General features: G+C 52.4%; 17 protein-coding genes. 8 read left to right on the plus strand and 9 right to left on the minus strand.

Going from position 1 to position 23,986, the window contains the following annotated elements:
- Positions 1-13: 13 nt before the first annotated feature.
- The 3 genes from VFA76_06415 (at position 14) to VFA76_06425 (ending at position 3,549) form a co-directional block, all read left to right on the plus strand.
- A complete protein-coding gene (locus tag VFA76_06415) occupies positions 14-1,258 on the plus strand; it encodes a nucleotide sugar dehydrogenase (protein ID HZR31469.1) in 1,245 nt (414 codons plus the stop codon).
- Positions 1,251-2,261: an NAD(P)-dependent oxidoreductase gene (locus VFA76_06420; GenBank protein HZR31470.1), complete on the plus strand. Its 1,011-nt coding sequence runs from the start codon at positions 1,251-1,253 to the stop codon at positions 2,259-2,261. The genes VFA76_06415 and VFA76_06420 overlap by 8 nt, the downstream gene beginning before the upstream one ends.
- A 73-nt stretch (positions 2,262-2,334) precedes the next feature.
- Positions 2,335-3,549, plus strand: a complete 1,215-nt coding sequence (locus VFA76_06425; protein ID HZR31471.1) for a class I SAM-dependent methyltransferase — start codon at positions 2,335-2,337, stop codon at positions 3,547-3,549.
- Between the two features lie 5 nt (positions 3,550-3,554).
- Here the strand turns inward: VFA76_06425 and VFA76_06430 are convergent, their stop codons facing one another.
- The 6 genes from VFA76_06430 to VFA76_06455 form a co-directional block, all read right to left on the minus strand.
- On the minus strand, positions 3,555-4,334 hold the full coding sequence (locus VFA76_06430; protein HZR31472.1) for a glycosyltransferase family 2 protein: 780 nt from the start codon (positions 4,332-4,334) through the stop codon (positions 3,555-3,557).
- Positions 4,335-4,364: 30 nt separating this feature from the next.
- The gene (locus VFA76_06435) at positions 4,365-5,426 is read right to left on the minus strand and encodes a Gfo/Idh/MocA family oxidoreductase (GenBank protein ID HZR31473.1); all 1,062 of its coding nucleotides are present in this window, start codon (positions 5,424-5,426) and stop codon (positions 4,365-4,367) included.
- Positions 5,423-6,190 carry a methyltransferase domain-containing protein gene (locus VFA76_06440; protein ID HZR31474.1) on the minus strand — a complete coding sequence of 256 codons (768 nt, stop codon included), beginning with the start codon at positions 6,188-6,190 and terminating at the stop codon, positions 5,423-5,425. Before VFA76_06440 ends, VFA76_06435 begins: the two co-directional genes overlap by 4 nt.
- Positions 6,190-7,962, minus strand: coding sequence for a hypothetical protein (locus tag VFA76_06445; GenBank protein HZR31475.1), 1,773 nt, complete (start codon positions 7,960-7,962; stop codon positions 6,190-6,192). Before VFA76_06445 ends, VFA76_06440 begins: the two co-directional genes overlap by 1 nt.
- Positions 7,963-7,981: 19 nt before the next feature.
- Positions 7,982-10,177, minus strand: coding sequence for a hypothetical protein (locus VFA76_06450; protein ID HZR31476.1), 2,196 nt, complete (start codon positions 10,175-10,177; stop codon positions 7,982-7,984).
- A 587-nt stretch (positions 10,178-10,764) separates the two neighbouring features.
- The gene (locus tag VFA76_06455) at positions 10,765-11,814 is read right to left on the minus strand and encodes a glycosyltransferase family 2 protein (GenBank protein ID HZR31477.1); all 1,050 of its coding nucleotides are present in this window, start codon (positions 11,812-11,814) and stop codon (positions 10,765-10,767) included.
- 105 nt (positions 11,815-11,919) lie between these two features.
- On the opposite strand from VFA76_06455, the gene VFA76_06460 reads away from it, so the two are divergent.
- From VFA76_06460 to VFA76_06470, 3 genes are read left to right on the plus strand one after another with little or no spacing between them, the layout of a single operon-like run.
- Positions 11,920-12,696, plus strand: a complete 777-nt coding sequence (locus VFA76_06460) for an ABC transporter permease (GenBank protein ID HZR31478.1) — start codon at positions 11,920-11,922, stop codon at positions 12,694-12,696.
- A gap of 6 nt (positions 12,697-12,702) precedes the next feature.
- The gene (locus tag VFA76_06465; protein HZR31479.1) at positions 12,703-13,482 is read left to right on the plus strand and encodes an ABC transporter ATP-binding protein; all 780 of its coding nucleotides are present in this window, start codon (positions 12,703-12,705) and stop codon (positions 13,480-13,482) included.
- Positions 13,483-13,504: 22 nt separating this feature from the next.
- Positions 13,505-14,173 carry a sugar transferase gene (locus tag VFA76_06470; GenBank protein ID HZR31480.1) on the plus strand — a complete coding sequence of 223 codons (669 nt, stop codon included), beginning with the start codon at positions 13,505-13,507 and terminating at the stop codon, positions 14,171-14,173.
- An 8-nt stretch (positions 14,174-14,181) separates the two neighbouring features.
- Here the strand turns inward: VFA76_06470 and VFA76_06475 are convergent, their stop codons facing one another.
- Together VFA76_06475 and VFA76_06480 are read right to left on the minus strand one after the other, a co-directional pair.
- The gene (locus tag VFA76_06475) at positions 14,182-15,429 is read right to left on the minus strand and encodes a hypothetical protein (protein HZR31481.1); all 1,248 of its coding nucleotides are present in this window, start codon (positions 15,427-15,429) and stop codon (positions 14,182-14,184) included.
- 105 nt (positions 15,430-15,534) lie between these two features.
- On the minus strand, positions 15,535-18,129 hold the full coding sequence (locus VFA76_06480; GenBank protein ID HZR31482.1) for a glycosyltransferase: 2,595 nt from the start codon (positions 18,127-18,129) through the stop codon (positions 15,535-15,537).
- Positions 18,130-18,284: 155 nt separating this feature from the next.
- Between VFA76_06480 and VFA76_06485 the strand changes: the two genes are divergently transcribed.
- Both VFA76_06485 and VFA76_06490 read left to right on the plus strand, forming a co-directional pair.
- A complete protein-coding gene (locus VFA76_06485; protein HZR31483.1) occupies positions 18,285-19,376 on the plus strand; it encodes a glycosyltransferase in 1,092 nt (363 codons plus the stop codon).
- A gap of 225 nt (positions 19,377-19,601) precedes the next feature.
- On the plus strand, positions 19,602-20,282 hold the full coding sequence (locus tag VFA76_06490; protein HZR31484.1) for a sugar transferase: 681 nt from the start codon (positions 19,602-19,604) through the stop codon (positions 20,280-20,282).
- Between the two features lie 37 nt (positions 20,283-20,319).
- Here the strand turns inward: VFA76_06490 and VFA76_06495 are convergent, their stop codons facing one another.
- A complete protein-coding gene (locus tag VFA76_06495; GenBank protein ID HZR31485.1) occupies positions 20,320-23,796 on the minus strand; it encodes a carboxypeptidase regulatory-like domain-containing protein in 3,477 nt (1,158 codons plus the stop codon).
- Positions 23,797-23,986: the final 190 nt, after the last annotated feature.

Genomic DNA, 23,986 nt, shown 5'->3' on the forward strand with positions numbered 1-23,986 from the left:
TCGTCATTGTTAAATGCCTTCCAGAAGAACCAACAATCGTAGGCCCATCTCTCCCGCGATTAAAAAATTCGCTGTCTGCGTTGTTGGAGGAGCGGGGCACGTGGGCGCGCCGCTCGCTATGGTGATGGCGGCAAAGGGCCTGCCGACGCTGATCTATGACATCAACTCTCAAGCTATGAAACAACTGGCACTCGCCAGATTGCCTTTTTGCGAAGAGGGCGGCGAGGCACTCCTAAAGCAGGTCTTGGCAGATGGCCTCCTCAGTCTTACTGAGAACGTTGCCGAACTGAAAAATATTCCGTATATCGTCTTGACTGTGGGCACGCCTATTGATGAGTTCCACAATCCTAAGATGCGTTCAATCACGGATTGCATTGACGCAATTCTGCCCTACATCTCGGACGATCAGACGATTGTGCTGCGTTCAACCGTGTTCCCCGGTGTAACTAATTTTCTACAGCGCTATTTCGAGTCCCGTGGCAAGAAGCCTAGAGTCGCCTTTTGCCCGGAACGCGTTGTTCAGGGGCAGGCAATTAAGGAAATTTCAAGTCTTCCTCAGATTGTCAGCGGAACTACGCTCCAAGCTGAAGAATCGGCCGCCCGCCTTTTTTCTAAGATTGCTCCCAAGATTGTCCGTATGCTCCCGATGGAGGCCGAGTTCGCGAAACTGTTTTGCAATGCGTATCGTTATATCCAGTTCGCAGCCGCGAACCAGTTTTACATGATTGCTGAATCAGCGGGCATGAGCTACACGCGAATTCTGGAGGGATTGAAGGAAGACTATCCCCGGATGCGTGACTTGCCTCGCCCAGGTTTTGCCGCCGGTCCCTGCCTAATGAAAGACACGATGCAGCTGTTCGCCTTCAGCAACGACAAGTTCATGCTTGGCCATATTGCAATGACTACCAACGAAGGCCTGCCGAATTTCCTGGTCGAGAGCCTGAAGGCGCGTTATGACTTGAGCAGTGTCCGCGTCGGCATTCTGGGCATGGCTTTCAAGGCGGATATTGACGATACTCGCGAATCATTGTCATACAAGCTAAGCAAAATCCTTCGATTTCACGGAGCCAAAGTAATCTGTTCTGACGAGTTTGTCCGCGACGAAAGTTTCGTGACAAAAGAGGAGTTGGTGGCTTCTTGTGACATTGCGATCGTTGCGGTTCCGCACTCAGCCTACAGGGAGCTGCATTTTCCGGACGGAGTTGATGTTGTAGATTTATGGGGTATCACACCGAAGCGGAAGAGTGCCGTTGCCTAAGCCTAGCGGTATCTCTCACAAGTCCTTTCTCGTTACAGGCGGGCACGGCTTTATTGGAAGTGCCCTGGTCAAGGCCCTCGTCAGGGCCGGCGGGCGTGTGCGCTCTTTCGATAATGATTCACGAGGTTCCAGGGAACGACTGGGCGAAGCTGCAGCCGACGTAGAGGTTCTGCTTGGTGATATCCGCGATCCAAACGCAGTGGAGCACGCCACTCGGGGGATGGATTGCGTATGCCACCTGGCATACATAAATGGGACTGAATTCTTTTACTCGATCCCCGATCGCGTTCTGGAAGTAGCTGTAAAGGGAATCACCAACGTGATTGACGGCTGCATTAAAAACAAGGTTCCTGCCCTCACCCTGGCGTCCAGTTCCGAAGTGTATCAAACCGCACCGGTAGTTCCGACGGATGAAACAGTCGCTCTCTCTGTCCCCGATCCGTTGAATCCCAGGTATAGCTACGGTTGCGGCAAAATCGTCAGTGAACTGCTCGCAATCAATTTCGGACGCAAACACTTCAGACACGTAACTATTTTCCGTCCACACAACGTTTACGGTCCCGACATGGGGACCGAGCATGTGATTCCGCAACTGGCGATGCGTATGCTTGAGCTAAGCCGCACGACCAAGGGTAAAATTCGTTTACCGGTACGCGGCACCGGGCAGGAGAAACGCGCGTTTGTCTTCATTGATGACCTCATTGACGGCGTATTGCGCGTCATCGAAAAAGGCGAGCACCTCGGCATTTATCACATTGGCACTCAGGACGAGGTGAGCATTGAGCATCTGGCCAAGACCATGGCCCGATATTTTGGCCGCGATGTGGAGGTGGTTCCCGGCGAAGGCCATGCCGGCGGAACTCTTCGGCGGTGTCCTGATATCACGAAGATGCGGGGCCTCGGGTATGAACCACAAGTCTCATTAGAAAAAGGCTTGGAGAAGACACTCAGCTGGTACTGCGAGACCTTCACAAAGAAAGCTGCGCAACTGCAAACCGACTAACTCCTTGCAAACCTTAAGGCAAAAGAAGCTCGCGGCGGGTTCGAACGGAAGTGTTCTGGTCGAGAGCTGCCAAGTGTGCGATTCCCCACAGCTCGAGCCCGTTATTTTTGTGGGGTATCTTCCCCCGGTCAACACTATGCCTGCGATTGGCAGCCGTCCCGCGGAACAGCCCGCGTATCCGGCTCAGGTCCTTCGTTGTCTTAAGTGCCAACTTGTGCAGCTAGGCCTCATCGTGGATCCCGCAATTTTGTTTCCTCCGACATACCCCTACACCAGCGGGACGACTCGAATTCTGCGGGAGAATTTTGCTGAACTATACAGAGAAGTCCAGAGTTTGTATCCTTTAACTCCGCAAGACTTGGTCGTCGATATTGGGTCTAATGACGGCACCCTGCTCAGTAATTTTCAAAATGGCGGACATAGAGTTTTCGGCATCGAACCAACGAATGCAGCCAAACTGGCGAATGCTCGTGGCATTCCAACCACCATCTCTTTTTTTAATCGGGCAGCGGCAGAGAAGGCTCGATCCGACCACGGACAAGCGAAAATCATAACCGCAACCAACGTCTTCGCGCATATTGAAGACGTTCATGAGATCGTCGAGTCTATTCTGGAATTGTTGCAGGATGACGGAATCTTTATTTCCGAATCGCACTACTTTATGTCTTTGGTGGAGACTCTGCAATACGACACTATTTATCACGAACACCTTCGCTATTACACCCTGACCAGTCTTAAGTATCTGTTGGATATGCATGGCCTGGAAGTGATCCATGCACGTCGCATTCCCACCCATGGCGGCTCCATCAGGGTTTATGCGTCACGCAAAGGAAAGCACAAGGTTCAGGAAAGCGTTGCGCCAGTTCTTTCAGCTGAAGCCAGCGCAATTACAGTGGCCAACTTACAGCGCTTTCGTGCCCAGGTGGTCAAATCAAAGCTCGGGCTTCATGCCCTGCTTAGCGCCATTAAGGGAGCGGACCATAAGATCTATGGAGTGGGTGCTCCCAGCAGAGCCAGCACTCTAGTCAATTATGTCGGTCTCGATGACGGTATCCTCGATTGCGTTGTAGAAATCAAAGGTTCATACAAAATTGGCAAGTACATGCCGGGAACCCTGGTTCCAGTCTTGGAAGAATCCAAACTCTATGCGGACCAACCGGAGTATGCTTTGCTTTTGTCCTGGCACATTGCAGACGAACTAATCTCCAACCTGGCCGCAAAGGGATACCGAGGTAAATTCATCGTGCCCTTGCCAACGCCGAAGGTAATTTCCCCAGCGAGAGCTTGAGCAAGTTATTGCGAACGTTGACGAAAGAACGAGTTCTCGCTCGAAGCCAACGAAGTTTTGCGTATCGGAACAGTCTCCGGCCCTCGTCGCAGATACGTTGTTGCAAACGCATAGAAATACCACCGCAGATATGCTCCCGCCCATCGCAAAACACGGAAGCGGCTGGCGCCACTTTTCCTCTCAAACCAGCGAGCCGGAACTTCACAGATTCTCCAACCAAGCCTATGCGTCTTAACTAGCAGCTCGATGCTATAGGTAAAACCCTGGCTCGACTCGACCTCGATCTGCTCAAGAACGCGTCGCGAAAATAAACGAAAGCCATTGCTTGCATCGTGGGTTGATATCTTGGCAAGGTGATGGAGGGTAAAGGCGGAGGCCCGGACCATCACAGCTTTCAACCACGGACAGCCCTCCATACATCCACCGGCAATAAAGCGGCTTGCTGCCACAATGTCACACCCTGCAGCGAACTTCTGATACATGGAATCCAGGATGCCTGTGTTATAGCTGTCGTCCGCCGGATAGACCAATACTGCAGGCGCGGTGCTGGAGCAAAACCCACTCATCACCGCGTCGTGCGGCCCCACACCACGATTGCGTACCAGCACGATCTCCAACCCTCCTGGAGAGTATTTCGCCAGTGCTGGTAATGTGTCATCGTCCTCGCGGTCATAACAGATGAGGACTCTAAACGGTGTTTGGACTGAGCTTTCCAAAGCCTCCAGTACAGCAACAATGCCGGAGCCTTCGTTGTAAACCGGTATGACGACGTCAAGCTCCGGCATGAATAAGTCCGACGCCCTCACCGTGGTTGCTCATCCTTCACAACTCACAAATCTGCCAGTAGAGTGAGATTTTAAGGCGCACTCCAGCAGAGTCTGCACCCGCAGCCCATCCTTCAGCGTAGGGTGACTCGCATTCCCCGTTTGTATCCAATCCACAAAACGATTCACCAGTTTGCCCACTGCATCAATTCGTCCATCTCGCCCCGGGCCTAAAGTTTCGCCTGCTGCCGCAATCTCCTGCAACCGGTTGGAATCTCTAGTTCCATGAAAAAGCCGGAAACCACTGATATAGTCAGACGTCTCATTGCGCAAGCTCAGCGTGCCAGAATCGCCGTAAATCTCCAGCGAGTGACCACTTCCCAAAAACGCGCCGGTGCTCACTGATACCGACACGGGAGTGCCCGTGGCAAGTCGGAGTACGAGAGTGACGAAGGCATCGCGGAACTCCGGCGCATCTTGCTCACATCTAAGCGGGAACAAGGTGCAGGAGAGATCTCGAATCGGACCCAGAAGCCATTCCAGATAATAAAAGACATGTGAAACAAAAGAAAAAAGAGTACCGCCCCCTTGCGATGGATCGGTTTTCCAGGAACTCAGCCTCTTCCGAATGGCATATGTTTCCACCTGCCAATTGACGATGACATGGCGGATTGTCCCGACGCCGCCCCTGTTTACAATGTCCCTGGCCGTGCTCCAAAGTGGAATTTCAGGAAATTCAAAGTCCACCATATTGGCCACCCCCGCTTTATTGGCGGCTGCCACTAGGGCGCTGGCAGCCTCAGTCGAGGTGGAGACCGGTTTCTCGCAAAAGACGGCTTTGCCACACTGCAACGCGGGGATCGCGATGTCCGGCTGTACCGTGGGTGGCGTTGCTATGGCGAGTGCATCGATTTGGCTGTCATTTACTAGAGATCGCCAATCGTGGTACGCCTTGGCAACTCCCAAACGTCGGGCCGCGCTGAGAGCATGGTCTTGCGTGGTAGCGCAAACTGCGCTCACCTCACAGCTCGAATTCAGTGCAAAGGCAGGAGCGAGAATTCGCTCGCCGAAGCCTATCCCGACGATACCAATCCTCGTCTTTGAGGTTTTCAAGTCTTTTTCACGCCAGTCGTCAGCACGAACGAGCTGAAATTCTTCAGGAAGGGCAGCAGAAAAAACACAGAATCCAGGAAATTGTATGCCGGCAGAAATACTCGTCCGAGCGAGGAGGCCACATATCGGTAGGACAACCCGGAAAGATAGGAACTACGAACTTCAAATCCAGCCTCCGAAAAAACCCGCCTCACCTGCCAGGCGAGAACCGGTCGCTCATTCTCCGTAACTCCCTTGCTGCTGTAGAACGGTGAAGAGCGGTCACGGTACAGATACATGAAGGGATTCATCCGGTTAGGATCGAAAGCCATGAAAACTCCGCCTGGCTTCAGCACCCGAAACACTTCCCGGGCGCATGCTCTCGGGTCGGGCAAATGATGAACCACGCCGCTTAGCATGACACCGTCCAGCGAGCAACTCGGAAGTGGCAGGGCCTCGATGTCAGCGGTCAGGAACCTGATATTTGGACGAAGGCGTTGTCCCAGAGCTACGAGGCCGTATGAAATGTCGAGGCCAAGGCAATCAAAACCATTTTCTGAGAGGATTGCGCTGAATACTCCAGAACCGCATCCAAGGTCAGCCACGCGCCCTGGCGGTCTCAATTTTGCCAACTCCAGGCACTTGCTTATTAGCCGATGATTACTGCGCTCAGAAAACACGTTGTATTCGGCTTCCGTCGCGTGACGGTTGAAAAAACCAATTTCCTTGGACTTGTCTTGTCGCCTTTCCATCCCAGAGGTAGCCTGGCTATTTAAGACGGTCATCAATTCGGCCTGTTGGGAGAAATGGACAGGCGTTCCACTCGGCATAGTTCGCCATGCCCGCCCTTCGTAACCGCGTATACCAGGACTGGCGAACTTCGTTGCATAGGTTTCACAAATCCCACCCAGCCAGCATATTGTGCCTTGTCCCTAAAAAATCGTTCTTTCAATCCCGGCCGCACGTATCCGGGCTCGCCATACCCTACAATCTTACCTTCAGCTGCAAAAACAATCTGGGAGACGGCTTCTTGCCTGATTGGGTCCCAAGTCCAGCCAGACACTCGTAATCCCGGAGGCGAATTCGCGCCAACAATACTCGCCGGATCCAGACCTCCCAAGCACGGCTCAGACCGAAGAGAGTAAGCTTCCTCAAGACGTTGATCAAGATGTTTTGCCAGGTCAGTTGAGAATAGCGAGAGTCCACGTTCTTTCAAGAAGGGTGAAACCTGAGGAATGAACTCCGGAAATGGGAATACGGCCTTCAGTGTCTCTTGATCAAATACGTTTGTAAGAATCGCAAGCGAGGCGGTATTGGCTCGCAACGCTCTCAGCCGTTCCGGCTGTTTGGAGAAGTCGAGCCGAGTGGCACCAAGGACCATCAAGGTAAGGACCGCAAGCTGAAGTCCCAAGAGTAAAGTACGGCTGCTCTGTGAGGCGTGCTTCACGAGCAAGAGGCCAATGGACATCCAAAATATCAGGGTGAACGTTTGATACCGAGAAGATAATGCTTGATCAGAGCCGAGGATTTGCCTTCCCAAAGCTGTGACAACTGCCGTACCCATATAGAAAAGGATGAGAGCCTGAACAAGCAAAGTTGTTGGCTCGCGCTCGGAACGATCCAGAGCGTTCCTAAAAATGTACGCGGCTACGCCTAAACCTAGACAACCACAAATCATAACCAAGTGGGGCGCCAACCATATAATCGGTGCTCCCAGATATTTTGCTATGTATTCGGCAATGCGCAGAGGTGCATGCAATGAGCGCAGCGGGTCAGAACTCCCAGGCGCACGGTTGAAATGGTAGAGATAGGAGACACTGACGAGAGTTCCAGCGATCCCAATTGCCATGACCATCTTCTTTGAAAGCCGTTGAAGTACTGCAATGGTGACTAAGACCGGCCAAATCAGTACTCCATTGAACAGCGAATATGTCGCACCTGCCCCGGCCGACAGCCCAAGGCAGACGTGCCTCCAACCCAGACCAGCATGGTGAGCATTGCTCTGTTTTCGAAGCAGCAAAGAGCTTACGGCAACCGTAACAAACAGACTGAGCAGCACGAATGGGATCTGAAATCCGGAAGTAAAATTCACTCCCTGCAACGTGGAGAACAAGCACAATCCAGCAATTCCGGCTGCGGTTCGCCACCCAGAACCGCGCAATCCAATAATGGTGCGGAGAATCCATAGCCATAGCACAAAATGTATTAATTGAACTACAAAGATTGAAATCAGGAGAAAATCTTCCCTCCCCTTGAAAAAGTTGAAATCAGCCAACAAGAATAGTTTAGGAATAAGAATACGATGCTCATTATGTTGCAACCAGAGCCACTTGATGGGTGGTGTTTTCGCCATGCTGTCTATTGCCGACCACATGTCGGCGAACGGCACACGCATATAGGCGATAAAAGACAAACGCACGGCTACCGCGATGGTGACCAGGCCGCCCAGCAGCACGGCATATGACAGGATCGTGGTTGTGATCTCAAGAAGCCTTCCGTTCTCGATATTCGCGAGTAAGGATTTGTATGAACGTAAGCTTAGGGTGGGAGGGGGCATCCTAAGCTCCGGGCAGGGCTCAGTAGGTCGAGACATCTGTACCCGCACTTGGGGTCGAACGGAGAGACAGCTTTACGGCCTGCAATTTGTCGATCCTAATATTCAAGGGTCTTACAGAAATCCAGTCCATCCGCTTGACCTTGATCCGTAATTCGGTCACCGGAGATCTGCTGCCATTTAAGCGCCACTCCGCGGTACTCGATGAGAAATAGTTTTTGAGCTGTTGTTCCATCCACGGATATATCCAGATTTCAGATAACCGACCAGGAGGAACGATCGCGGGAACAATTTTCTCGGTTCCGTCGGCGCGGTGGACCTCCACCAACAGCTGCCATGGTTTTCGCAGGTGCCAGGAGAGTGGATAGTCGAGCAACAATGAAATCTTCAGGAGGTCAGCATCTGCTGGCCATAAAATGTGATCAGATACAGTAACCTCGTCCGCATGCCGAAGGTCAATCGGTCTCGAAACAGAGTTGATCGGCAATTCGGTCGAATCCATAGCCCAGTTATTGTGACGTGTGTCGTCTCGGCGCAGGACAAGCACACCTGCGCGAACCTGTGATTCGGTTCGATAGTGTGCTTGAAGGTAAAGCCATATTTCGGGAGTACGGGTCAAATTCGGAACTCCATCCACAGGCCCGCTTGCCAATCCATCCGCAGAATATATTGCGAGTGGCGGTTTTTGCGCTTCAAGCGACGCGATCTGATGTTGAATCAATACATTTCCCATGGCTGCATAATTTTGCAGCACTCCGCCGGCAGCAACTCTCTTTGCGGTGACCGCATATACGTTCTCGTAAGGAAAGATAAACACCGAATCCGAGGGCGCTGAATGACTGTCAATGTAATTGGAAACAGCATTGAGTTGTGAAAAATCTCTGGAAGAGAGACAGGCGCCGTCGAGATAAAAAGTGTTCGACGGGCAGGTATGTGTCTCCGGAGCACGGTACCTTTGTATGTCTGCCGCAAGCGTCTTGGGGACTAACATCGGAGTCGGTCCGGTGAATAGTGCGGTCATTACCAAAGCAAGAAAAACCGGACCGTCGTCCCACCAAGGTATACGCGACCGTTTCTCTGACCCCATGAGGATGACGGCCGAAAGAGCAATCGCCGGGGAAAGACCAAAAGCAACATGACCCCAATCAGCACGCACGATGCTCGATTGTAAAAAAAGAGAGCTAAACGCAGTTGCGGATAATATAAAAACGGGTTTACGGGAAATGCTGCGTGCCCCCGGGTCGCGCCAGATCCAGGCGAGAATCGCAATTACCCCCGACACAATAAACGTCGAAACAAACTGCGCCTTCATGCGGACCATTGGAAAAGCTACAGACCATCGATAGTTTTCGATATTAGCTAAAGAGATGGTCCAAAATCGCGTGCTAGACCTGGTAATGAGAGCACCAATGAGAAACATCCACACGGCAAGAAATGCTCCTGTTAAAAAAGCAAATTGCAGGATCTTTTTCAGGGCTAGGCGTTCTGCTCTGAAACAAATCAGCTGCGATCCTGCAACTAGTCCAAGCCCAATTACGGCATACACGCCGGTGTCGGTTGAAACCAAAAAAGAAGCTGCTAACGGCAAGGCAACCAAGACACTGCGCCAGAGGGTTTTGTTACCTGGAGTGAGGACCTTGTCGAAATGGTAAAGCGACATTGCAAACAGTAAGAGCGCAGTGGAGACCCGAAAATCAAAGTATTGCCAGAACACGACCAAAGCCAGTATGTAGAAGGCCCTCTTCCAGGCGGGATGACCACGCAGCAGAAGGAAGGCGAGCGCAATATCGGCGATTACTACATACAAGAACGGAAGGAACTCCACGTATTTGAAAGCCGATCCGAGGGATAAGCCATGAATACGCGAAGACAAGCCCCAGAGCAGCTGGGCAATTGGCCCGTAAGTAAATGCGACATCTCGACCGAGCCAAACCCCTTGCCGGGTCTTAAATACCAAATCGAGTAGCCAGGACTGGTCTATGAAATTGATCGCCCCGACAACAATCGGGGCGCGTGGAATCGCCAAGATGGCGATGCTGATTCCCGCGACAAGAAGTATCCCGACTACAAAATCGAGCCTGTCGTAAATCCATGTCAACGTCATAACCAACGAACTACGACGCTGAGGTTGATCGGCAGACGTGATGGGCTGACTCTGATCGTCCATCGCCGAGCCACTATGAAATGCCGTGGTTGTTCCCGCTGGAGAGGGTTTCATGGCATGACAACAAGGCGGAGCTGGGACAAGATCGCAGTTTTGCCGTCAGTGGCTACTGCCTGTACGGAGAGCCTATACGTTCCTGCGGTTACTCCCTTCAAACGGACCTCGGTCTCCCATCCGCTCATTGCAAAATCAGCCCGTCTATAGGCGGAGGCGACGTCGGGACGTTCAAAAAAGTGAGTCTCCTTTCCGACCATGGTGTCATTTACCCATACTGAAATTTGCTTTATCGGTGTTGCATCGCTCGTAGAAGCCGCCCAACCGAACAGCCTGATGGAGGCTCCCGCCTGAATTGTAATTACGCCCGTGCCATCCGGTAATCGCGAATCAAACATGCCATCAAGATTACCAATAATGAGTTTTCCGTGGGGAACCTGAAATTGCGGACTGTTGGATGGAGTCTGCTGTGTTATTGGCACCACCAGCCAGTTTGTTCGATTTAGAAAGAGCAGGAAAATTAGTCCGCCCAGTCCAATAACAGGCCCAAACCACGACAGACCTCGCCAATAGGGATGGTGAAGGAACCTGCGAAACTGGAGCATCGCTGCAACGATATCAAATGCCAGGAGCTTTCCCAAAACCAACTAAGAGCCCTGTTCCGGAACAGAGATGGTCGGGCCGCCCTTATCAAACGCCCTGCTTGTGGGCTGGTCATTAAACCACCACCGAATTTCGGGTTCCTCTACCCTGCGCCGCGCCTGTATCTGTTTACGTTTCCGCCAGGTTCGCCGGCGATTTTTCCACACAAACCAAAAGGCGGACACCAGTCTCTGGTCCGCCAGAAGGCAGTAGCCTACGATTAGCAGATCTCGAGCTGTAACAGGGATGAACAACCGAAGATAGGTGCCTCCACTGACATTCTTCATTCGCATCAGGAACCGGTTCTTGACGGAATGCCAGTTAATCGACAATGGCAGCTCACGAAAACGCGCGGGAGTCACACGCCGTTCGTGCCATCCAATTGCCGAAGGCACGTAAAGGCAGCGCCAACCCATCAATTGTGCACGCCAGGCCAGATCGGCGTCTTCCCGATAGGCAAAGAAATCCTGGTCAAAAAATTCGGCATCAACCGAGACATCCTCAACCATAGCTCGCCGGAAGAGGGCGGCAGCTCCAGTTGCCCCAAAAACATACTCCAGGCTTTCATATTGTCCGCTGTCTGGCTGTTCACTGCCGCGGTCGAAATGCCGAAGATTGCGGACAAAATACATGCCGGTGGAGTCAATCTTCTTCGTAAATTCCGGTGCGGCGCCTGGTTGCCAGCGGAGCAGCTTTCCGCACAGGCTGCCCACTTTTGGATCCAGGTGTGCGGCTTGCAGCAACTCCGAAATAAAGTTTGGACTCAGCACCACATCCGGATTCAGAGTGAGCACCCATTCCCCTCGTGAAAGGTGCAATGCCTGGTTCTGTGCCGCAGAAAAGCCGACATTCTTGTCGTTCAGAACAATTCTGTGAGGCAGACGGCCAGAAAATTGGGACAACAGCTCTTGTGTTCCGTCGGACGAGGCATTGTCAACGATAACCACTTCTATGGAGGCGTAGTCCTGTTCGAACAGGGAGCGTAGACAATTGGGAAGCACTTGCGCACTATTAAAGGTGCAGATCAGGACCGACACCATGGGCAGGCGGAGCATCAGGTTAGCACACTAAGCGCTCTCTTCTCACGAGGAGGGCGGGGTTTGACAGCCTATATAACACCAGATATAAGCAATACTTGTTCACCTAAGGCTTAAGCATCGATGTTTACGCTCGTTCATGATTTGATTCGTCACCGGGAACTCATTTGGGCCTTGGCTTTAAAGGAATTGCGCATCAGGTACAAGCGCTCCCTGCTTGGATTTCTCTGGGCATTGTTGAATCCCGCGCTCCTCATGATCATTCTGACGATTGTATTTGGCTCGCTCATGCGCTTTTCCATTCACCACTACGCGATTTTCCTGCTCAGCATGCTGCTACCCTGGACCTTTTTCGCCCAGTCCCTGGCCTATTCGGTTGAATCCGTCGTGGGCAACGCGCAGCTACTCAAGAAAATCCGTGTCCCCAAATTTGTATTTCCCCTGGCTGCGGTCATTGCCAATATCATTAATTTCTTCCTTTCATTGATTCCATTAGCGCTTTTAATCGTACTGCTCCGTTTTCCTCTGCATTGGACCTGGCTGTACCTGCCGGTACCCATGTTGGGACTATTCTTGTTCACCCTGGGGGCGTCATTTTTCTTTGCCGCCGCGAATGTTTTCTATCGCGACGTCAGTCATATAATCCAGATTGTTTTATCTGCCTGGTTCTACGTCTCCCCCATTATTTATTCTTTAGATTTCATTCCCGCGAAGCACCGGTGGCTATTTCGCCTGAATCCGATGCTTTATGTTTTAAACGGATTTCGTTTGAGCATTTATTACGGACTTTTGCCAAGTCCGCAGTCGGTGTTCATGTCGGTCGCCTGTGGCCTGGTCGCTCTTATGATCGGCTTTGCGGTTTTCCGGCGTTATGAGGACCTCTTCGTGTTTTACGTGTAGGTAGAGATGCGATCTTCCCAACCTGCAGTCAGTTTCAAAGATGTAGTGCAGCGTTTTCGCGTGATCCGCGAACGGCCTGACACCTTGCGGGAGGCGTTTTCGAAGTTTTACTTAAGAGGCCGAACCACATATCATAATTTTGAAGCGCTCAAAGGCGTTTCATTCGACATTCGCCACGGAAGTACGGTCGGCATTATTGGGCGGAACGGATCGGGTAAGAGCACAATTCTGAAACTGGTCGCCGGCGTTTATACCCCCAGCGCCGGCCGCATCCACGTGGACGGCAGCATTGCTCCCCTGATTGAATTAGGCGCCGGCTTCCACCACGAATTGACTGGGCGGGAAAATATTCTCATAAACGGCCTATTGCTGGGCCTGACCAAGAAGGAAATAAAGGCCCTGGAGGAGGAGATCATTGCATTTGCCGAAATAGGTGACTTCATTGATGCTCCGATCAAGCAGTATTCTTCAGGGATGTATATGCGGTTAGCATTCTCCGTGGCCACTGCTGTAGATCCTGACATCCTCCTGGTGGATGAAATCTTAGCGGTCGGCGATGCCGGCTTCCGCAGCAAATGTTTCGACCGCATCCGCAGTTTCCGGGACCGGGGCAAGACCATCTTGTTCGTCTCTCACGACACGAACAGCGTGCGGGAGTTTTGCGATCGGGTGCTGCTGGTGCACTCTGGAGAGATCATTGCGGATGGAGATCCCGAAGATGCCATTGCGCGTTACCAGGAATTAATTAATCAACCACAGACCGTTCCGGCCGGGCACTTTGTCTGAAAAAAGTGCGGCTGACCATAGCATGAATTCCCCGCGCGAATCGCAGATTTCATCAGCACAGCGAGTCTACGATTCTCCTGTCGCAGTCACACGCGGTAGGCCGGTTGCGATCAGGCTCGCGGTAAAGCGCGCTACCGATATGTTCTTTGCCGGCTTTGCACTGATTCTTTTGAGCCCTCTATTGGCGGTTATTGCCGCGATTGTCCGGTTAGATACGCATGGCGACGTGTTAGACCGATCCACTCGTGTTGGCCTGAAGGGCCGGCATTTCATTTTTTATAAGTTTCGCACGATGGTTGGCGAAGCCAAAACCAAAGAACAGGATCTGCAATATTCTCCCTTCTTTAATGTTGCAGCCGCTCCCCGCCTTACCAGATCTGGCAAGTGGCTGCGCCGTTTCAGCCTGGATGAACTTCCGCAGCTGTGGAGTGTCTTCCTTGGTGATATGAGTCTGGTGGGGCCTCGTCCACCGGATACGGACGAGATTCGTTATTACCGCCCCCAGGACATGCGCACTCTGGACATGCCGCCGGGAGTGACAGGTCTGTGGCAAATCAAAGCACGTCTTAACCCCTCATTCGACCTCAAGATGGCGCTCGATCTTGAATACATAAATAACTGGAACCTGGGACTGGATTGCAAAATCCTGCTCAAGACAATCCAGGTGGTTTTCAAAGGCAACGGCCAGTAGCTCAACTCTTAATGGTCAATAAGCCTCACCCAACGAATACGGCCAATTCCCTTGTGAGGTTTAACCAAGCTATTAAACAAGTCCAGTCGCAAATTCGTAATGGTTCCTGACCATTCGGGATGCTCGCCCACCGGAAATGACAGAATCGTCCAATGAGCCGAGGGCTCGTACGCCAGATTAATGCAACAGGTCTCGGAAAACCGTGTGTCGCGTCCACGCCAATAGAGGGAGAAGATGCGGCCAATCTCGCCCCCTACACATATCCACACTTCCTTGACCTCAGTGGCTGAGAACGAGTCAAAGGGTAAAAATATGTGAAAGTCCGGTCCTCCGATGTGCGCTTCGGCATAATCGGGCTTCTGCTCCAGGTAGCCGTGAGAAGAGTGATCTATTGCAGTTAATTTCGCGCGGCCTTCGGCAAAAGAAATTGATCTGACTGGATGTTTGGGCTGCCCTAATGACAGGGGGTATCCCAATGCCGGCATCTCTTCTTGTAAATGTTGCTCCAGAAGCGCAACAACTTCTTGCGGAATAGCTTCTCTTTCCCAACGCTTGACCGATTGGTTTACGTCTCGGGCGGTCGCGTGTTCGCTCAAATATGGCTCGTTCGTGTCAGATATCTTTTTGGCACCGGTAAGCTTGCGAAGCTTCTCGATCACCTCAGGCCGGTTCAATACGTAATCTTCATATCGAAGTAACAGGGTGTCGTCGCGGTTCCGATCAGCATAATAACTCTCGAAGGTGTACAAGAAAGCGTGAGCAAGGCGGCGTGCGTGGTCACGATCTGTAGCTTCTGCAGAACGTGCAAAACCGAGCGAATTACGTTTTTTTATAAAGGCGTTGGTGGATATAAAAATATCACGCGGATCTCGAAAGTTGTATATCGTGAAGCACTGCATAAACTGCCGCAACAATGGCGCCAACCAGACTGGCGCTTTTTCTGCATAAAACGCGCTCTCAGGCTTCTGTTGAATTGTGCGTTTACAGAACAGCTCCCACACCTTTGTTATCCAGTTGCCGGTGTCTGGGCGTGGAAGGTAGACATATGGGCTGTATGGAGGGACGTACGTCGGCCAAGGTCTACTTCCTCCAAACCCAAGATAGTCAAAATCAAAGAGCTGCTCCGGGTCGAGGAACTGGTGCAAGTCGGGGCGTTGCAGCAACAACGCAAACTTTGCGAAATAAGTTAAGTATCGATTCTCATACGGAAAATGTCGGTCGAAAGCTACCGCGGGGTCAGATCCCAGCAGCGACATTACTTGTGTGCTACCGCTACGGCCGCCTCCGGAGAGGAGGATCGGGGTGAGTGAAAGTTTTTGCATTGTTATGCTGTTAAGCTTCAGCTAGACAGCAAGCTCCGGTCAGAGCCGAATACTGAAGTTCTCATGGTCGAGAGTGAGATTGGGATTATAGTACGGATCGTGCAGCAAGGCTGCACCCCATCGCCGTTTCATAAATTCGACTTCCTTCTCGTCCAGTGCGCGTCCTCTGGTCGCTGATTCGTGATGAAAGAGTTCGGCATACGGCGTCCAGACAATCCTGAAGCCTTTCTGACGGGCTCGCAAACAAAAATCCACATCGTTAAACGCGACTCGAAGCTCCTCGTCAAAGCCGCCGACCGCATCAAAGACGTCTCTGCGAACCATCATGCAGGCAGCGGTGACTGCAGAATAATTCCGAATGCACACCAATGAATCAAAGTATCCGCGATTCCTGCCGGGAAAGTACTTGTGCGAATGGCCCGCAACCCCTTTGATTCCAAGAACCACGCCTGCATGCTGGATAGACCGATTTGGGTAATACAACTTGGCTCCGACTATACCGACTTCCTTCACGGAGCAAAGCTCCAACATCGCGTTGATCCACTCCGGCGAGATCACTTCAGTGTCATTATTCAAAAACACCAAATATGACCCATTAGCGTGCTGCACGCCAACATTGTTCAACCTCGAAAAATTGAATGGTTCAACTAACCTGATCACCCGATGCCTTAAAGTCTCAAAATAGCGGGATGTCTCCGGCTTGGTACTGCCGTTATCAATAATCAATATTTCATAATTCGGATACGTGGTTTTCGACTCAATGCTCTGTAAGCAACGCTTTAGGACCGGCACCCCGTCTTTAGTGGGAATGATGATACTCACCAACGGCTGCTCTGCGATTTCCGGTCGCACGCGGTAACGATTGGGCTGTCCATCGTTGAGTACTGAGCCCCCAATACCACAGCGCTGCATATGTTCTCTCAGCGCCTTTAATCCCGCGTCGGTACTGAAATTCTTGGCGAGAGCGGTGGTCGCAGTTGATCCCTCTGCCTTCCGCCAGTGATAAAGAATCTTGGGAATGCGAAAGATATTGTGTGTTCTCTCAGCTATTCTCAGCACCAGATCGTAATCCTGGCTGCCGTCAAATCCTGAGCGAAATCCTCCCACTTCATCTACGCATTTTTTTCGATAGACACCAAAATGACAAACGTAATTGCAGGACAACAGATATTCAGGTGACCAGTCGGGTTTAAAGAAAGGATCGCTGCGTTCTCCACTGGGCTCTAACTTGTCTTCATCGCTGTAGATGACGTCGGCTTCCGGATGTTCTTGCAAAAGTTTCACCACCTCAAAAAGGGCCGCGGAACTAAGTTCGTCATCATGATCCAAAAAGCCTACAAAGTCCCCGCTGGCAAGTTCTAATGCTCTATTCGAGGCTGCACTTATTCCTCCGCGATGTTCTGAAAACAAGACCTTAATTCTTGGATCCTGCAATTTCAATGTTTCCAAATACGGCCGTATGTGTTCCTGCGTGCTGGCGTCGTCGCAGATGCATAGCTCCCAATTGCCGTAGACCTGATCTCGAACTGAATTGATCGCCTTCTCCAGGTAATCTTTGCGAACGTTATATACGGGCATAATGATGCTGAGTGTCGGACAATAACTAAATTGCTTCAGCTCTTCGCCTATGACTTTTGAAGGCCAAAATTGGGACTCCCGAAGCTCAATCCAGCGTCGATATGCAGCGGTAGAAATGAAGAGGCGCCCTCTTCGTAATAACACCTTTGTAGCAACCTGCCAGGCGGCACTTTGCCTCACCCGATTTTTGAGTTTTGGTATGCCCTCGAGTAATAAAAATTTGACGAACCGAAGTGCACGATCAGCCCAAATCCTTCGAGTAGTGCCTTCCGGAAAATACCGGTTCCGGCGTTTTCTGAATGCGAAGCTCAATCGCCATCCCAGGCTTCCCTCAATATTGCCGACATGCTGCCGTAAAAGTTGCAATTCTCGATCAGATCGGTTTATTTGCGCATGCAAAGGCGCGGTTTCCACCGCAATATGTCGGGACAAAGCTACTTCGAACAGATCATCCTCTGAAGGTCGGGTCGAACTCTTCCGCAGCAAAATCGCTTGCGGCGAAACACAGGAGAAATCCAGCTTTTTATCAGGAGCAAAACCGAAATCCCGGAACAGCTTGAGCCAGTAAAGGAGAGGCTGTACATTTGAATGGGTCGCTTCAGCAAAATCGGTTGGACTCGAGGAAAATAGCACCGCATCAGCAGCGGAGGTCATGTTTCGGACGGCAGTGACGCCCTCTTGCTCAGATAAGTGTTCTAATACCTCAATGCAGGTGATAAGGTCATAGTTGCCGTCCAGCAGATCTGTGGCCGAGCCGACTCGGCAGTAGGCGCGAATATCAGGACGGACCCGGCTTATAGCGAATCCCGAAATATCGGAGCCCCAGGCCTCTACACCTCTATCGCGAAGTGCTTCCACCAAAAAACCCATTGCGCAGCCGACGTCAAAAACACGGTTAGGACGGAGTTCTTGAACAATAGTGTCCGCGATTTTTCCGAAAAACTGAAACCAATGAGGTTCTGACCGGTCGTAGGGAAGGCCACAGTGATGTGCGTAGTAATCTGCTCCGTATAGCTCGGTCGGAGCCCGCTTCTCCAATTTGGTACCGTTCCCCACGTTATCTTTTATATCCTAAAGCGCATGCCATTTGCGGCACTGAGCCAATTCTGGTCCACTCGTGAAAGCTGTTTTCAATGATTTGTGTGCGGCATACTGTTAAAATTCCCACTACATTTTCTCAAACCGACCGAGCCAAGGCTTGATTCGCTTTCATGAAAATCGCCATCCTAGGCACCCGCGGCATTCCCGCCCGCTACGGCGGCTTTGAAACCCTGGCGGAACAGTTGGCCACACGTCTGGCGGCGCGCGGTCACGCCGTAACAGTTTACTGCCGCAAACCCTTTACGCGCCCTGACGATGTTGTCCATCCCGGCGTCAAGCGCGTAATACTTCCCACGATTTCTCGTAAGCACTTCGATACTTTTTTCAACACTTTGCTGTCCGTATTCCATGTCTCATTCACCGACGCTGACGTGGTGCTGATCTGCAACGTTGGTAACAGTCCGCTGGCCTGGATTCCGCGTATTTTCGGCAAACCAACGATCCTCAACGTGGACGGCCTGGATCGCAAGCGCAAAAAATGGAATTGGTTTGCACGTGCGTTCCTGCTGATGTGCGAGCGAATGGCAGTGTTCACGCCCACACGCATCGTCACTGACGCTTCGGCCATTCGCGATTATTATCGGCTCCGCTACCACAAAGAATCTACCTTGATCACCTATGGAGCCGAAGTGCCTGCCGGATGTGAAGATATGAACGGATTCGACTTGCCGCGATATCACTACGTTCTTTATGTCACCAGGCTGGAACCAGAGAACAACCCGGAACTGGTTATTAGTGCTTACAACGGTTTACAAACCGATTGGCCGCTGGTGTTGGTTGGGGACAGCAAATACGATCCGGCCTATGCGGAACGTCTAAAAGCCATGGCTGGACCCAACGTACGTTTTCTCGGGTCGGTCTATGGCGATGGCTACTGGACTCTGCAGAAAAATGCCGGAATCTATGTGTCGGCTCTCGAAATCGGAGGAGTTCATCCCACTCTGGTAGAAGCCATGGCTGCCGGAAATCCGCTGGCTTACCTGGATACACCCGAAAATCGCGAAGCGGTCGAGGACGGTGGTCTGTCATTTCCACATGATCCTGCGGAACTGGCCTCAACCTTAAAAAAACTAATTGACGATCCCACTTTGCGAGAGAAATTGGAGGCGCATGCCTTGGCCCGCGCCTCGGAGCGTTATTCTTGGGACAAGATTGTTACCCAGTATGAGCAACTCTTCGCTCAACTCTCACCGCCGCTCTGATAGATTCCACGGACAAATGGAAAGACGCTTCACGCCAAAATTTTCGAAACGCAGGGTAGAGGTGCAGTGTTGCGCCACTACCAAACGCACGCAAATGTTTACCCGAACTTCGCAGTAATGTAGAATGATTGCGTTCCAAAGCCTCCAAAAACTGCTGATGAAGGATCGCAGGTTCGTGTTCCAAGTCCGCCGGACAGAGTTCCGGGACTAGTTTGACGAGAGAAGATGACTGAAAAATCGCCGATTTCAGCCTCTGAAGAAGCCCTTGATTTTCCAGCGGTCGTCAGCTCCGATCAAGCTGGTCTGGGCGCTAGCCTCATTCTCAAACGTGCCCTGGATCTGCTGGTCTCGGGCGCTGCCCTGCTCATTTTGAGTCCGCTGCTCGCAATCATCGCGGTCCTCATAAAGCTGGATTCCGAAGGTCCGATCTTTTACCGCTCGGTTCGCGTGGGTAAAAAAGGGCGGAACTTCAATTTTTACAAGTTCCGGACCATGGTCATAAATGCTCACCGGCTGAAGTCAGATCTGCTACACCTGAACGAGCGCGATGGGCCCCTCTTCAAGATGGCCGCCGATCCGCGCATTACCGTCGTCGGCCGTTGGCTCCGCCGCTTTAGTCTGGATGAACTTCCACAATTATGGAGCGTTTTCGTTGGTGACATGAGCCTGGTCGGCCCTCGACCCCCGGACATTGAAGAAATCCATCACTACCGTCCCGAGGACATGCGCACCCTTGATGTCACTCCCGGCGTAACCGGTTTGTGGCAGATTACGGCACGCCTGGATCCTTCTTTCGAGCTCAAGATGGCCCTCGATCTCGAATACATCGAGAAATGGAGTTTGTTGCTCGACTCCAAGATCCTGCTGAAAACTATTCCCGTCGTGTTCAAAGGCGACGGACAGTAACTCAGGGATTACCGCCCCGTCTCCGTACACCCTCACCTTAGAACGTGTACTTCAAAGCGAACTCAATTTGCCGGTTGTCGGTAGCGGTATTGGTGATGGCCGCACCCCCAGGAACATCAACCGGGACCTGGGAACCCCCGCCTGGGAGCCCAAAATTCGGGTGATTGAGAAAATTGAAGAACTCGGCGCGAAACTCCAGATGCTGCCGCTCCTGGATGCTGAACGTTTTCTGCAGTACCAGGTCTAAGTCAAATAGATTGGGCCCTCGCAGGTTGCCAATCCGTGAGTTGCCGTAGCGGTGGGCCGACTGCTGACCTGGGGCCAACGGAGGTGCGGCGAAGGCGGCCTGGTTGTACCAGCAATCAAGCGTCTGGTGACCAGGGTTAGTGCAACCAAAGTCTGTCCCCTGCGATGCCGTATTGAATGAGAAATCGTAGGGATTGGCAATCTGATCGGGCCGGTAACTGAAGCTGCCTGTGTTGCTCAAGTCGCTCGACATGACAGCCGTCACCGCTTCACCGGTCTGCGCGGTGGTGATTCCGCCCACCTGCCACCCACCCAGCACCGCATCCGTTATTCCGCTGGCGCCTCCGAGGAATCGCCGGCCGTGGCCGACAGGCAGTTCGTATAGATAGCTGATAGTGAATCGGTGCCGAAGATCGGGAGTTACGGCGCCATGCTCGAGGTCGGCGCGATAGGAATTCTGGATGAACCCGCCAACGTTGCCGTCGGCGTTGCCGATGTTCTTGGCAAATGTATAAGCTGCCAAAAAGTTCAACCCATTCGAAAACCGCTTGTTCAAAGAAGCCTCAAAAGCGTTGTAAAACATCTGCAGTTGGGCAAAGTCGAGCGGCAGCACGGCCGTCATATTCGGTTGCTGTGCGAAGTAACGCCGTCCGAAATTGGCGATGCAGTTGTTCGTATCTGGTCCGCAAAAATTCGTATCCAGCGGTTGTGGCGGCTGGTTCAAGTCGCTGGCCTCATGGTTCCACAAGTGATAGCCACGCGTGCCCACGTATCCGATCTGCGCCACCCAATTTTGTGCAAACTGGTGTTGCACGCTCAGGTTCCATTCCAAGATGCGAGGGATAATCCGTTTGGCTCCGGTCGTCTTGACCGCGCCCAGGATATTGGTCGCATTGCCGGGTGGAATGCTGGCGGGAAACCCGGTCGAGATGAGCTGCCCTGATGCCGGTGGAGCTTGCGGATTAAAGTTCCTCGCAACAAACGTTAGTTGCGGAGGGTTGAGGCCAAGATCGTCAAAAATGTTGGCTTCGGCCGAATAGAAAACACCGAAGGCGCTTTTGACTACGGTATTCCCCGGCAACGACCAGGCGAATCCGATTCGTGGCGCCCAATTACTCTTATCGAACTGCACGCCGCCGTGCGGGACCGCATTGGGGCCGTACGATGTGATCACCACCGCGCGGTTCAAATCGAAGTTGCCTACTCGCCCGTTCGCGGGCGATGTGATTTCGTATCGCAGGCCAAGATTGATCGTCAGATTTGGCCGGACGCGAAAATCATCCTGTACGAACTCGGCCATGTCCCAATAGCGAGTGGGATAGATGCCAGCAAGAACATCCTGTTCGGTGTAGTCCGCTATTCCAAGCAGAAGATCGGCAAGACCGTTTCCGCCGTTAGCCGTGGTCAGATCGTTAGTGTAAACACCTCCGAAATCAAAAAACCCTCGAGGGGCGGTTACCTGATAGAAATTCCGCTGCTGGCGACGGAAATCAATTCCAAACTTCAGAGAATGTTTGCCTCGAATCCAAGTAAGTGTGTCCGCAACTTGGAAAATATTCTCAAACGCGTGCTCGGGAAGGTATTCTGAATCACCCAGCGGTGTGAGGCCAGAGATATCAATATTGGTGAGCCCGCTTGAGTTCGGGTCGCTGCTGCGATTCGCATTCGGAATGCCAAGTTGTGTGCCCAGGCTCTTGCCGAAATTAAAAGGAAACGCGTTCACCGCATAGCGGAAATACCCGCCATGCAGGTCATTCAGCAGCCGAGGCGAAAAAGTGTGGGTGTACCCCAGTCCGGTGTGCTGTGCGCGAGACTGGCTGATGCTGGGGCAGCAATCGGAGCCGCCCCACAAAGGTCCCAATGGGCCGGGCCGCTGGCTCCGTATATCGCCGAAACTGTACGAAGCGAAAACCTGGTCCTGTTCGCGGAAACGGTGGTCTAGCCGAACATCAAATTGGTCCTGACTATTTACATGGTTTTGGTTGGCCAGATAGTTGTTAGTCACGCCGGCGAGATTCGGCAAGGGATAAAAGTTCGCTACATTCTGCCCCACGGGATCAATACTGGAACCGGCTCCGCCCGCCCCTGTTGGGGGAATCACATTTACTTGCCCCAGATAACTGATGGGCTGCCGCAACAGCACCGTATTACCGCTCGCATCGAGGCAGCTGCCTGTAAGCCTGGGATCAAAAATAGTTCCTGTATCAAATGTGTTTGAAGGCGAGGGACTTCCGCAGGGTGAGAAGGTTTGTCCCGTCAGCCGGTCCCTGAAGTCGCCACTCCGCTCCGCGGTCGTCGGTACGGTCGAGAGAAACGGCTGGCTCTCGCGCAAGCGCGACCCCTGGTAGTCGCCGAAAATGAAAGTTCTGTTCTTTTTGATTGGAGCGCCCAGAAAGGCGCCAAACTGGTTGCGCTTGAACGGCTGCTGTTTGCCCTGGTTGAAGTAATTTACGGCGTCGAACTTGTCGTTTCGGATGTACTCATACACGCCGCCGTGAATGTCGTTGGTCCCCGATTTCAGCACTACGTTGACGGCAGCCCCACCGCGTCCGAATTCAGCGCTCATGGAGTTTTCTTCTGTGCGGAACTCCTGGATCGCGTCGGGCGCCGGCAACACGACCACGCCACCCAGGCCAAATTCGTTATTGTCCACGCCGTTGAGCAGAAAGTTATTGTTGGAGACACGCAGGCCGTTGACGGAAACAGCTTCATTGGCGCGCTCATTCTCGAAAACGCCGCCGCTGACGTTGCTTCCGGTCTGTCCGCCGTTCGCTCCCGGCCCAAGATAAGCGAGCTGTATGAAGTTCCTCCCGTTCAGAGGCAACTCCGAGATGCGCCGCTGGGTTTCGATTGTGCCCAGCGATGACGCTTCCGTTTGCAGCAGCGGAGGAGCAGCGGTCACTTCCACCGTTTCAGCCGTCGAGCCAACTTTCAGGGTGATATCTACGCGTGCAGCTTGGTTCACGCCCACCTCAACCGAGGGCTCGAGTGCTTTTTGAAATCCTGTCTTTTCGACTCTGACCGAATAGGCGCCAATGCGGAGCAGATCCGCGGCGTAGTGTCCGGTGTCGTCGGTGTTGACCTTGACCGACTGATTGGTGGCTAAATTTGTGATCGTGACCTGGGCCGCGGGAACGCGCGCCCCTGACGAATCACTCACCTGTCCCACGATGCTGCCACGATCAACTTGAGCGGACAAAGGCAACGGGAGCAGCAGCGGCAGGAAAATCAGAACGGAAACCGCAATGAAACCTCTACGGAGCGACATAGAGCCTCCTCTACGACCAGCACCTCTACGAGCTCGTCTAACTGTGTTCTTGTTGGACGGCCACTGTGACATCACTCATCCTGCATGTCAAGATTCAAGCCCGGTTGGAGCCAACGTCCCCCGGTCATATTCGACGAATTCCGAGAATTGAGCTATCTTTTGCCGCTACAGTTTTCCGGCTCGGAGGGTG

Source organism: Terriglobales bacterium (assembly GCA_035651655.1).
Taxonomy (GTDB): Bacteria; Acidobacteriota; Terriglobia; order Terriglobales; family Acidobacteriaceae; genus DASRFG01.